Raw genomic sequence first — 11923 nt, 5'->3', positions numbered from 1 at the left:
GGTCTTGTCCGAGCAGGGCCTCCAGGGCCTTGCCCTGGTGGGGATAGGGCTGGGGGGGGATGAGCGGAGGCAAACCAGTAGCCTGGCCAGCCAGTTCGGCCAGGGCCTGGCCTATGACGGGCGGCAGATCCAGCTTGGTATAAGAGCGCCCGCCAGGGTAGCCAGGGGTACTTTCGATATAGGGTTCGCGCGCAATGACCTTCGGCTCCTCCAGCAGCCGACGACGCTCTTGAACGACGTCGCCGTGACGAATAGGATATTGGGCCTCAATATAGCGGATCAATTGCTGCTGAAGCTCGTGCGCGAGCGTTGAAAGGTCATAGTGCTGTTGGCTGGTGGTCTGATTCATAAGTGCTCCTTGTTTCAAGCTCTCACCGCAGAGCCTGCTGCCGGGAAGGTCGGTGAGGGCAAGGAAAGCTCAGGAACAGGTTTCCTCTATCGCTGTGGTGTCAGACCGTGATAGGCGAGGCGATCAAGGCGGGGCGGGCGCTCAGCGCGGACGGCCTTGAGGCCGGGCTGGGGAGCCTGCGCCGCTTCTCTCACGCTGGGAATGGAAGTGTTGCCAATTATAGCATGGCTCTGCTGCTTCAGTAAAGTGTGCCTCCTGGCTGCTCTGCTGGAGGCTGCCATAATTCGCTCTGGAGGAGCGGCCGGTGAGAGGAAGCAGATTGCGCGTGGGGGCTTTCCGAGTCCGTCCGGCGGGCGTCCCGTGCGTATGTGCGTGAGCGGAGATCTGGGGATCAGAGGCTGACCTGCCACAGCTTCACAATCCTGGTTCCGGCCATGATGAGACGCTGGCTATCCGGCGACCAGGCCAGGGCCTGGATGGCATCGATCGACTGGATCGCCAGAGGAGTATTCTCTCCCTGCCCTGGCAGGAGCTGCGACCAGAGCCACTTTCCTAATGGGACACTGCCAACGGCAGCAGCGGCCACGGTTGTCCCGAGACCGAGGCGCAGGAGCCGGCGGCGTTTCAGGGTGGAAGATGGGGCCGCCGGGGTGCCGCCCCCACGGCGGAGGCCGGGCGCTCCTGGGGGGCGAGGGAGACGAGCGCGGCGATGAGCTGCTCTAACGCCTCGGGCACCGCCGGGTTGAGCTGGCGCAGGGGAGCGAAGCGCAGGGGCTGCTCACTGGGGTCGAGGCCGCTTAGCAGGCTGTGTAAGAGGACACCCAGACTGTAGAGGTCGCTGCGCGGCGTGGTTTGGGCCTTGCCGTACTGTTCGGGGGCGGCAAAGCCTGGCCAGCCAAGGGCGGTGGTATCACGCGCCTGCCCTGTCCGGAAGCGGCGGGCAATGCCGAAGTCGATGAGGAGAAGGTGCCCATCTTGCCGGCGTAGCATGATATTGGAGGGCTTGAGATCGCGGTAGATGACGGGTGGCTCTTGCTGATGCAGATAGGCGAGTGCATCGCAGAGCTGTAGATCCCAGGTGAGGGCCTGGCGCAGGGGCAGAGGCTTGCCGCCCCCGCGCTGGAGGTACTGCTCTAGCGTCTCTCCGTCGATGTATTCCAGTACCAGATAGCTGTAGTCGGGTTCGCTCCAGTAGGTGTGCAGTCGGGGAATATGGGGGTGGTGCAGCTCTCGTAACAGGTCGGCCTCGCGTTGCAGGGAAAGCTCATGCTCAGCGCGCTGCTGGGCATTGCGACCACCCTTGTGGATCTGCTTGAGAGCAACGGGCAGCCCCTGCTGATCCTGGTCAAAGACAAGGTAGACGCTGCCCATGCCGCCCTGGCCCAAAAGACGGCACAAGCGGTAGCGCCCGGCCAAAAAGGGGCCGTCGGGCAAAGAGAGAGGCGCGCTCTTGACGCGGGAGGACAGGGGCTTGTGGCAATGCCAGCAGGTGCTAGCTTGGGAAGGATTGCCCGCCCCACAGGCCTCGCAGAACTATTCGAATGACTGCTCTTGCATAAACATGCTCCTCTCTGGCTCTTCTGAGCGCAAGGCAGCAGCCACATGGACCGCGCTACTCTCCCCTATCTTGCGTAACAGAGCAGTTTGACGAGCCTCAATCAGCTCCCTGACCATAGGTTCACCCTTCTCCGCTGCGCTTTCCTTAGAACTAAGCAGTGGCAGGGGATGATCCGCCGACTATCCTGTAAGCAAGCAATAAAAGCGGAGCGGGGACTTTTCCTCCCTTGCACCTACAGCCTATCAATCAAGACAACCAGCGTGCCGCACAATCAGCCTGGATCAGACCAGAGTAGCAGTCTGCCACGGCCCCTGGCAATCTCAGATCCTCAGCCCACCGCCCGCCTGAGCAGCTCCCTGATCCGCTCCTCCTCGGTGGGGCCCAGCGCCGTTAGCGCATAGGCCGTTGGCCACATCTGTCCCTCGTCAAGGTGGGCCGCATCGTTGAAACCCAGCGTTGCATAGCGTGTCTTAAACTTCTGCGCCGGCTGAAAAAAGCAGACAATCTTGCCATCACGGGCATAGGCCGGCATCCCATACCACGTACGCGGCGCCAGCTCCGGCGCGCACTCCTTCACCAGCTCGTGCAGCCGCAGCGCTAGACTGCGATCCGGCTCAATCAGCTCGGCAATTTTCTCCAGCACCTCCCGCTCTCCCTGCTCCCGATCCTTGCTGGCCTTCAGCTCGCGCGCCCGCTCCCTCATTGCCGCGCGCTCGACCTCTGAAAAGCCTTCAGCTCCCTGGCCAGCGGCTCTGGTCCCCCGGGACCTCCGTGGCTTATCAGCCTGGCTCATACCGAACAAAACCTCCTCTCATATGCGGCGCCTTGCAGCCATCAACAGGCCATCAACAGCTCCTACTGGTCCAGCTCAGCAGGCAGCCACAGCAGCCGACACTCTCATATACGAGCTTTATTCTCTCTGACCAGCAGTAGACGGCAACGCCCCACCCTCATTCACCTAGACGAAGGCTGTCAGGGCGGCCCGCTCAGCCTCCCACAACTCATCAAAGAGCTGGCTCAGCTCCTCCAGAGAACAGACCGCCGCACTCAACGGATCAAGGAACAAAGCATAGCGCGCCGGCTCGCGCCGTCCCGTCAGCACGGCCTCGCACACCAGCTCATGGACAGCCATATGCGCCCGATCCAGAGCGGCCAACTGTTCCGGCAGCCGTCCGAAATAAATGGGCTGTACCCCATTGCGATCCACCAGACAGGCCACCTCGACACAGCCATCCGGCAGATTCTCAATCAGCCCCGTGTTGCGCACATTGCCATAGATCACCGTCGGCTTCCCCGTCACAATAGCCTCGATGATCTGGGAACCATACTCAAGGCTACGCTCCCAGGGAATATCACGCTTGCCCGTCAGCATCTCCTCAATAGCGCGCTCGCTCTCGCGGCGCCAGGTCGGCCAGTTGCGGGCATAGAAGCCCGACTCGCCCAAATAGCCGGCTCGGCAATAACGTGCGACCAGCTCTGGGCGCTTACGGAAGTACGGCACATACTCCGAAAAATGCCCGCTGCTCTCTGTCACAAAGGCCCCCAGATGGAGCATCGTCTCAAAGCGCACCGGGTCCTGCTCGTAGATCTCGGGGCGCCGCGCCCGCTCGCGCAAGAGCGGATACATATCCTCACCTCGCCAGCGCAGCTCAGTAAACCAGGCCAGATGATTGATGCCGGCGCAGCGCCATTCCAGCTCTTCGTAGGGCACCTCCAAGTAATGCGCCAACTGGCGCGAGGTCCACTGCACACTATGGCACAGCCCCACCGTGCGCAGGCGCGTCCCTCGCAGGGCCGCTAGCGTCAGAGCCGACAACGGATTCGTATAGTTGAGCACCCAGGCCCGTGGACATAGCTCCTCGGCATCGCGCAGGATCGCCAGCCAGGCCGGTCCCGTACGGAGGGCCTTGAAGATCCCTCCAGGACCGATCGTATCGCCGATGCACTGATCGATTCCATATTTTAAAGGAATCTCGTAGTCCTGGCGCACATAGTCCAGTCCGGCCACCTCAATCGTATTGATCAGGAAATCACTGTCCGCCATCACCTTGCGGCGCTCAGTCGAGGCCTCGACGCGCCAGCGCTTGCCGCTGCGCTCGATCAGCTTCTCGGCGATGCGCTGAGCCAGCTCCAGCCGGCGCGCATCCACATCAACCAGCGCAAAAGTCCCCTCCTCCAGTCCCTCACAGAGCAGAACGTCAGTCATCAGTTGACGAGCAAAGACGGCGCTTCCGGCGCCCATCATGGTGATCTTGACGTAGGTCACGGACCTCAAGCCTCCTTCGCACTTGCAGCAGCTAGCCTCGCCAGCAAGACGTTGCGCAAGATGATCATATCATATGATGACACAGAGTCGCCTGGCGCAGGCCCCTCCGGCCCTATCCTGCGCGAGCCTGCGCCTGCGGTTGTCCTCAGCCCAACTGGCCACTGCAGCCCAGGCAGAGCATCCCCAAGATACAGGTCGATAAATCTGGCCTACTGGAGGTAGGCATTACGTCCCAGGCGCTAGCCGCTGCCTCTTTGGAGCCGTCTCGGACGAGAGGCAGAGGTGACGATGCCGGCGCCAGTGCCACCTGAAGACTTCCCGGCCCTTCTGCCTCTCCCCTGGCCGCTTGCCGGCTGGGATCAGCTTGCCGCCAATCGTCTTCCCCTTTACTGACTGGCAGGCACCGGATCAAGAATGATGATCTCGGTGGCGACGTCGTAATAGGGGTCGCCCCAGGAGAAGCAAGTGTTGAGCACCAGGTTATCAATCTGAAGCTGGGCATAGGAGAGGTGCGTTTCCCCCGGCATGATACGGTGCGCCTCCACCCGCGTCGGGGAGAGAGAGATCGATGAGCCGTCGCTGAACTGGAGATAGACCGCCTCTATCGGCGGCGTTCCAATGGTCGCATCACTGTGGGTGTCTTTCATGTAGACAGCCAGCAGATTGTCATGCCAGTGAGGGGTAGCGTAGTTGAGCAGGTCAGGCCGGCTGGCCGAGAGAAGAGAGAGCCGGTCAGGCATCATTCCGCCTTGACACGGCTGCCACGATCTGCTATACAGGTAGCAGATAACACCGTTGCAGATAGAGGAGAAACGGGCAGTCACGGGAGCTCGGGAGAGCCGGGCTGAGAGGGTGACCAGACCTGTCGCCGTGGACTGATCGCGCCGCGTTGCGAGCAGGCCGTACCGTCACCGACCGCCAGAACCTGATCTGGGTAATGCCAGCGCAGGGAGCGTGCTTGATCCTATTGCCTGCCCCGCACGCTGGGGCGGCTCCAAAGCGAGCAGTCAAACGATCCCGAGGTGCTGGCGAAGAGGCAGGCGTGAGCCAGCACCTTCTTTCTTTGGCATCAACGCCAGATCGACCAGCTCCCCCACCAACCCAAACAGAGCAACCGCAACCCCTCTGTCGCCCTTTGGTTGGACAGACCGGCTCGCTCTCTCTCCAGTGCCTGTCCCTCGGCGAACCATCCAGGCTGTGGTTCTTCCAGCCAGCGGCTTGACGCACCCCACAGAGCGCCGGCCGCTCAAGAAAGGAGCAAGCCAATCATGGAGCCAGCAATAGAGCCACAGGAATCAGGCAGCAGCATCTTGCAAGTGCGGGGAGTAGAGGCAGACGACTTTCTCAAAGTCGAGCGCCACGGCATGGAGCCAATCCCTGAGGCCGATCGGCACGGCAGCGCGCGCGAGCTAGCGCTTGTCTGGGCTGGGGCGATGGCCAATTATCTATCGCTCCTCACCGGTGCCCTGGCCATCGGGGCACCGCTCGTACTGGGGCTGAGCCAGGGGCAACTTGGACTGCTCGACAGTGCCATCGCCATCGTCATCGGCTGCGCCCTGGCTGCCGCTCTGCACGGCCTGACCAGCGCCACTGGCGCCCGCACCGGCACCCCACAAATGGTCTTTGCACGCGCCGTCTTTGGGCACCGCGGCGCCTATCTCGGTGCCTTCCTCACCTGGCTAATGGCCGTTGGCTGGTTCGCCGTCGACTGCGTCATCGGCGGCTGGGCCCTGGTGCAGCTTGCCAGTCTAGCCGGCATCCCCCGAACGCCACAGACGGCCCTGATCGCCATCGCCCTTGTCCTTCTTGCCTCCATCATTGTCGCCGTCTATGGACACCAGACCGTTCATGTCTTCGAAAAGTATGGGGCCATCGTCTTCATGGCCTTCTGCTTCTTGCTCTTTATTGTCCTCTTCCCGCGCATCAACTGGAGCCTTCCGACCACGGTCCACGGGCCGGCGCGGCTGGCCGCTATCGTCACCGGCGGTGGCTTTATCTATGCCCTCATTGCCTCCTGGATTCCCTTCGCCTCCGACTACTCGCGCTACCTGCCCACGCGCACGCGCGCTGGTCGTATTGCCTGGTGGGCAGGGCTGGGTATCGGCCTGCCAACGGCCCTGCTGGGCATCCTTGGCGTTGCCCTGGCTACCATCAATCCGGCCAATCCTGACCTGCTGAGCGTCATCACTGGCGCGGCGCCGCCCTGGCTGCTGGTTCCCTTCCTGCTCTTCGTGGTGCTGGGCGAAATCTGGGCCAATTACTTTGACGTCTACACTGCAGGCCTGGTGGCCCTGGCGATGGATATCCCGCTCCGGCGCTGGTGGTCGGCTCTGCTCTGTGGCCTTGTCGGAGCGCTGGGTGTCGGCTGGATCGGCTTTTTCTCCCACTTCAGTTTCAGCGAAGCTCAGACTTACAGCGAGCTGGTTAACCGCTTCCTCAACGTCTACATCGACTTTCTGCTCCTGACCTACCTGTGGGTGCCGGCCTGGGCCGCCGTGCTGCTCATTGACTTCTTTGTCCTGCGTCGCGGCGACTACGCCGCCGCAGATCTCACGCGTGGGCGATCCGGACGCTACTGGTACAAGAGCGGCCTGGCCTGGCGAGCCGTTCTCTCCTGGCTGGTTGGCTTCGCCGTCACCATTCCCTTCATCGGCTCGGCCACCTTGCCCTGGCTGAGTCAGCCCTGGCAGGGACCGCTAGCGCATCTGCTTGGCGGCATGGACCTCAGTGGCATCATCGGGGCCGTCGTCAGCGGCCTCCTCTACCTCCTGCTAAGCCTGCCCCGTCTGCGCCAGCAGCGGGCTGCAAGGACATCGGAGACGGCGGTGGCCAGCTAAGCAGGCTCCCGGCCAGACAGAGGCGGAGACCCTGCCGTGTCACGCCGATCGGAGCGGACCGAGCCGGGTCGCCGCCTCACTTAGCAGGATCGCTTAGTCCTCGTTCTCGTCATCGCCTGCCTCGCTGCTTTCCTCGGCGGCCTCCTCGGCGCCCTGCCACGGGCGCAGCTCAGCCGGGCGGAGCGGCAGCGTATACTCTTCAAGCCGATGCGCCAGGTGGAGTGGCAGAGGTAAGATCGTCGGCGCTCCAAACTGAACAGCGATCCGCGCGCGCAGCTCGTGGGCGACGGCTGCGCACATCAGCACGTCATCAGGACGCTGCTCATGGCTCTGACGGGCTATGGTCAATTCAACGATGCGCGGATTCCAGGCCATGCCCTGCGGATCATCGAATGGCAGCCGCTCGCCCTCGCTTGTCTGGGCTAGCTTGCGCGGCCTGTGCGAGAGCTTAGAGCTTGATTTCACCTGGTTCTTGGCGCTTGGCGGCTTTTCCTGCACACTGTAGAAAACGGTGGGATTCGTCGCGTCGCGGAAAAGCCCTTGCGAGAGCGCGTACGGATCTTTACCCCTGGCCTGCCGCTTGGGATCAAAGGCGTACCATTCAGGCACTTCTGGCGAAACAGTTCGTATGCGGACGATGCGTAACTGCGGGAAGCGCTCTAGCTCTGGCGGCAGGCTGGACGTGATGCGCTCGTTTCCCAACCAGGGCCAGGACTGACGCAGGTTACAGGCATCACAGAAGAGAATGGTCTCCCCGCGCGTCGGCAGGAGCGTATGCAACGTTTTGAGGAGAAACTGACGTACGGCCTCGTGATCGCGCTGCCTGGCCTGCTCCATACGCGCGAGCTGTAGGGCGGCCTCGCGATAGGGTAGCCAGTCCTCAAAGCCAGGTGCGCGTACTAGCACAAGGTGACTGTCGGAGCGCAGGTAGACCACGATAGGCAGATACTGGGGCAGATGGGTTTCACTGCCGCGCCGATTGCGGTGGATGAGCCAGGCGGCCAGGTAGTGCAGCGGCTCAGGAATTTGGAAAGGCGGCTTTTGGACCCTGGCCTTGAGGAGCAGCCGCGGTGGCGCTCCCAGAACCCCACACTGGCGCAGGAGATCGCGGACGGCAGACCTGGCCCGCTCCTGCAGCGAATCCTGAGAGGCCTCCCCCTCCCTGTCGGAGGTCGGTGGGGTCAAAAACTGCGTCAGGTAGCCCTTACGAGCAAAGCCCAGACGCAGGGCGGCCTTGGGGTCGCCATCTTGACGGAAGAAGTCGGCATCAGGCAGCTCGATGATGACGCCGCAGGGATCAGCCGCCTCCGGCAAGGTCTGCGCTATGGCCTCAGCCCGCTCTTGAATCTTCAGGCGCCAGTGCTCGGCGGCCCATCCCCGCGAACGCTCCTTGATCCCCAAGGCCCTTCCCATCTCGCCCAGTGGCTCGCTGCGCACCGCCAGCCTCAGCTCCGGCGTCGTCCAGATTGTGCCCTCAGAGGACTCCAGAGGATAGCCAAGCACCTCACATAAAGCCAGCCGTACGGCTTGCAAAGCTGTCGCGGTCTGGTAGCGCACGATGATGGTCAAGGTCTGCCTCTCCCCGAGCGCTTCCGCCACAGCTCGCCGACGCTCAGCGCAGGCCCTTGTCTGGGCTGGCTGCCCCCGATCTGGCTTCTCTTGAGGGAAAAAGGGATTAGGCGGATGTACAATGAAGCGCCGCGTCCCATAGCGTTCTAGCGGCGAGCGCAGCACGAAATCCGGGGCCAGCAGCTCAGCGATCTGCTCCACCATGAAACGACGATCACTGAGAGAGAAGCCCACCCCCTCCCCATGATCTGGCCTCATGCCGGTCCGAAAGGCCAGCGCAGCCTGTGGGCTTCTACCCGTCAAAGCCCGTTCTAGCCATGCGCTGGGCTCTTGAGTGAGCTGCTGAGGATCAGGCAGCCGCTCAGCCCAATGTAGCTCGTTGAGCAGCTCCACCAGCTCATCATTCCAACAGTAGCCGAGAACCGGCCCCGTCTCTTCCGAGGCCCTCTCTCTGACCTTGCGGCTACATCTGACAAGCGAGGCTACCTGAAAGCACTGCCGCTGCTGATCGGCGGCGAGCCAGGGAAGGCTATCCAGCAGATAGGCACTGATGGTCTCCGCTGGCGTGTATCGCAGTGGCTGCGAGACCCAGCGCCGGACGCTCAGGTTCAGGTGTAGCTGCGGATAGCTTTGAAAGGGAACTGTCTGGAGCGTCACCGTGATCACGATGGACCAATACCAGGTCCGGGTTCCCTGGCTCTCCCGCTGCGGTGGCCAGGAAACCAGCTCACAGCCACGTCTGCCTGGCGCCAGCGGCGCCCGCTTGAAGCGAAAGTATCGTGTCTGAGCATTTCCCAGTTCCAGAGCAGCCAGTCTGGCAGCCACGAGATCGGGCATGAGCACAAAGCCATTCTGAATGCAGTGCTGGTCGATCTCACGGTACGGTCGTGCTGTCCCATTCGGCGCCTGTGACCAGTAGCAAAGGTCGATCTCTTCCCGTCTCCAGACGAGAGGCAAGGTTTGCACCTGCTGGAGCAGGTCCATGAGGGCGGGCGATGGGAAGAGAGGGCGAAAGACGGTGCGCAGCCAGGCATTGAGCATTGCCCGCAGTAGCACGCTCTCTATCGGCGGTTCCTCGGGTCGCTCCTGATCGACAAAACCATAGAGCCAGGGCTGCACTCCACTATCGGTGATGCGGCTGGTAATCGAGATCAGGTCAGGAATCAGGAGGCGCGCCGCCTGATTCAGGACTACGTGGGGAGGAGTGCTTTCCTCCAGCGCCCGCCCGGAGATCCGACTCTGGGTCTCGCGCAGGCGGCGCTTGAGGTCCTCGGGGAACTCTAACACCCAGAAAGGATGAGCGGCCAGCCGCTCTCTGACTGCGGCGTTGTCGCTCGCCAGGCAAAAGGCTATTGGCTGCAGGATTGTATCATTGCTCATCAATATTGCTCTCTCTCTTCAATACCATTCAAGCCATAGTAGAGGGGTCCGTAGAGAATCTGCACCAGATGCCTTTCACGAGGAGGAATAGCCTGTGTGTCATCTGGCTCGAAGTAAGGACGGAGCACCTCTTGCATGCCCCTGATAAGGCTGGTGTGTTCGTAGTCGCTCTCGCCCGTAGCTGCCTGGCGCGGGGCAAAGCGCGCATCGCAGAACAGGACAAGGGCCGGGCAACCGCCACGTACCAGGCGCCCAATGACCTGCCAGACAGCGACGAGAAGGGTCCAGGTAAGGGCACGTCGCTCCCAGTTCGGCAGCGAACTGTAGCGCAGGCGCAGATGGAGTAGATGCTGCCAGTAGGCGAAAGCTTCCTGGCGAAAGCGCTTGCCAACTTTCTCCAGGTCCACCGCCTCCGAACCGCAGAGCTGGCGCAGCCACTCGCTATTGGACGAGTGCTCTATGGCCCAGCGATTCACGCTATGCAACAGATAATGAATGTCATCGGGCCGTGGATGCGGACGCACCAGGAAGCAGACCGCCCCGAGCGCCGCTTTCCCCTCTGCGTTGAGAATGTTATGACCACGCTCAATGGCCTGCAGCGGGGCAATGAGCAGCCAGGCATTGCGTTTGCTCAACTCGCTCACCAGGCCACGGGGCAGCCGATCATCGGCGCTTTGCCATGACCATCGACTTTCAAAGATGGCATCGTCAGGGACGAGATAGGCAGCTTCACCCGGGGCTATCAGTCCCTCGTTGAGCAGGTAGTGATAGGCATGGCGGGCCTCGGCATAGCTGCCCACAACCAGGAGAATACGCTGCCGTCCTTCGGGCAGCTCAGCCCGGAGCCGATCCAGGGAGCTGGGCAGCCGCTCCTTAGCAAGGTGCTCGTGTCGCGCCAGATCTCGGAGCACGATCTCCAGGTGCTTGAGACGCTCCTCTCCCTGGAAACCTGAGACGGCAGTCGCCTCCATTGATTCCTCCAGACGCGCGAAGCGATAGACAAAGTCGCTCTTTTCGATAGCCTGGCGTTCTTGAGGCGGCGGGAGAAGGATCGCCTGCACCGGCACCTGAAGATGGTAGATCGGCGAAGTGCCCGCCCAGCTTGTCCCCGAGAGCAGCAGAGCATGAGGACCAGCCAGCCCGTCGGCAGCCAGGAAATCATGCAGATGGAGCAGAAGCCAGCGCCCCACTCCCATGCAGCGGAAAAAGCGTAGCTCTCCCGGCTCCGAGGCCTTCTCGGATGAGCGTACATATTGAAATCCAAGGATGTTGCCCATTGGGGCATCCGGCAACCAGGGGGCATAATCGGGAGGCGGACTGTAGAAGAGCGTCGCACTGCTACCCTCAAGACCAAAAAGGGCCTCCATCTCGCGCCAGTCGTAGAACAGGGCATCCAGGCTATCAGCTAGGACCTCCAGCAAGAGAGCGAACTGCAAGCGTACGGCCCAGGTTGCCAGCCCCGGCTCATCCAGGCAAACATAGGGCTGCCGCCGAAGCCAACGCTGCAGTTGCTCACGCACCAGCCCATCGTGAGCCAGGCTGATGGCTAGCCGCGTCAGCGCCGCCAGCTCGTGCTCGCCGTGCTCACCCAGCGGGTCATCGAGAAAATGACCCAGCGGCGTCCAAAAGGCCTTGTAGCGCTTCTCCTGCTCAGACTGATCGAGGTCTTTTGAGAGGCCACAGGCAGCAATGGCCAGTTTCTCGAGCAGCGTGAGGCTGCTGAAGTAGCCACCTTGCTTGGCGATCCACTCCATCAGGTCCCGCTCGCGCAAGAGCAGACCATAGATACTCACCGCCGCCGTGTGCGCGCGATGCAGCCTGTTGACCCAGGCCTGCACGCGCTCATCGCGCACCTGTCCCAGGCCCTCGCGGTAGAGGGCCGAGGGCACCTTATTCACTAAAGTCCCTAGCCAGGAATCACCTCCCTTGCTCACGAGCGTGAGCGCCGGACTGAACAGCTCATC

9 protein-coding genes, 1 pseudogene and 1 riboswitch are annotated in these 11923 nt (G+C 62.1%); of the genes and pseudogenes, 1 reads left to right on the top strand and 9 read right to left on the bottom strand.

The genetic code is table 11. The annotated features are described in order from the left end of the window. The 7 genes from IRZ24_RS10450 to IRZ24_RS10420 all read right to left on the bottom strand — a co-directional run. Window positions 1-349: hypothetical protein (locus IRZ24_RS10450; protein ID WP_297163612.1), on the bottom strand; the 349-nt coding region annotated here is incomplete at its 3' end. A 391-nt stretch (window positions 350-740) separates the two neighbouring features. Further along, the gene (locus IRZ24_RS10445) at window positions 741-935 is read right to left on the bottom strand and encodes a hypothetical protein (protein WP_297163609.1); all 195 of its coding nucleotides are present in this window, start codon (window positions 933-935) and stop codon (window positions 741-743) included. 38 nt (window positions 936-973) lie between these two features. Beyond that, window positions 974-1783, bottom strand: coding sequence for a serine/threonine-protein kinase (locus IRZ24_RS10440; protein ID WP_297163606.1), 810 nt, complete (start codon window positions 1781-1783; stop codon window positions 974-976). A gap of 99 nt (window positions 1784-1882) precedes the next feature. Further along, complete coding sequence (locus tag IRZ24_RS10435) at window positions 1883-2023, bottom strand: hypothetical protein (RefSeq protein ID WP_297163604.1); 141 nt, start codon at window positions 2021-2023, stop codon at window positions 1883-1885. Window positions 2024-2235: 212 nt separating this feature from the next. Then, window positions 2236-2700 (bottom strand): iron chaperone, encoded by a 465-nt coding sequence (locus IRZ24_RS10430; protein ID WP_297163602.1) that lies wholly within the window; start codon window positions 2698-2700, stop codon window positions 2236-2238. 165 nt (window positions 2701-2865) lie between these two features. Further along, window positions 2866-4173 (bottom strand): alpha-galactosidase, encoded by a 1308-nt coding sequence (gene melA, locus IRZ24_RS10425; protein ID WP_297163600.1) that lies wholly within the window; start codon window positions 4171-4173, stop codon window positions 2866-2868. A 386-nt stretch (window positions 4174-4559) separates the two neighbouring features. Continuing rightward, the gene (locus IRZ24_RS10420; RefSeq protein ID WP_297163597.1) at window positions 4560-4916 is read right to left on the bottom strand and encodes a hypothetical protein; all 357 of its coding nucleotides are present in this window, start codon (window positions 4914-4916) and stop codon (window positions 4560-4562) included. Window positions 4917-4985: 69 nt separating this feature from the next. Further along, window positions 4986-5142, top strand: a riboswitch (TPP riboswitch). 299 nt (window positions 5143-5441) lie between these two features. On the opposite strand from IRZ24_RS10420, the gene IRZ24_RS10415 reads away from it, so the two are divergent. Beyond that, window positions 5442-7010, top strand: coding sequence for a cytosine permease (locus IRZ24_RS10415; protein ID WP_297163594.1), 1569 nt, complete (start codon window positions 5442-5444; stop codon window positions 7008-7010). A gap of 93 nt (window positions 7011-7103) precedes the next feature. On the opposite strand, the gene IRZ24_RS10410 is transcribed toward IRZ24_RS10415, so the two are convergent. Beyond that, entirely contained in the window at window positions 7104-9959 is a 2856-nt protein-coding gene (locus IRZ24_RS10410; RefSeq protein ID WP_297163591.1) for a DUF3962 domain-containing protein, read from the bottom strand. Then, a pseudogene (locus IRZ24_RS10405) lies at window positions 9959-11923 on the bottom strand (hypothetical protein); the annotation flags it as partial. The gene IRZ24_RS10410 and the pseudogene IRZ24_RS10405, both read right to left, overlap by 1 nt.

This window comes from Thermogemmatispora sp., from assembly GCF_019683755.1.
Classification (GTDB): Bacteria; Chloroflexota; Ktedonobacteria; order Ktedonobacterales; family Ktedonobacteraceae; genus Thermogemmatispora.
The sequence above is the reverse complement of the archived record's forward strand: the minus strand, read 5'-3'. Positions and strand labels throughout refer to the sequence as shown.

Excerpts from the sequence above, each read along its gene's own strand:
- IRZ24_RS10410 (WP_297163591.1), bottom strand. The coding sequence starts at position 9,959 with ATGAGCAATGATACAATCCTGCAGCCAATAGCCTTTTGCCTGGCGAGC.
- IRZ24_RS10435 (WP_297163604.1), bottom strand. The coding sequence starts at position 2,023 with ATGGTCAGGGAGCTGATTGAGGCTCGTCAAACTGCTCTGTTACGCAAG.
- IRZ24_RS10420 (WP_297163597.1), bottom strand. The coding sequence starts at position 4,916 with ATGATGCCTGACCGGCTCTCTCTTCTCTCGGCCAGCCGGCCTGACCTG.
- IRZ24_RS10430 (WP_297163602.1), bottom strand. The coding sequence starts at position 2,700 with ATGAGCCAGGCTGATAAGCCACGGAGGTCCCGGGGGACCAGAGCCGCT.
- IRZ24_RS10415 (WP_297163594.1), top strand. The coding sequence starts at position 5,442 with ATGGAGCCAGCAATAGAGCCACAGGAATCAGGCAGCAGCATCTTGCAA.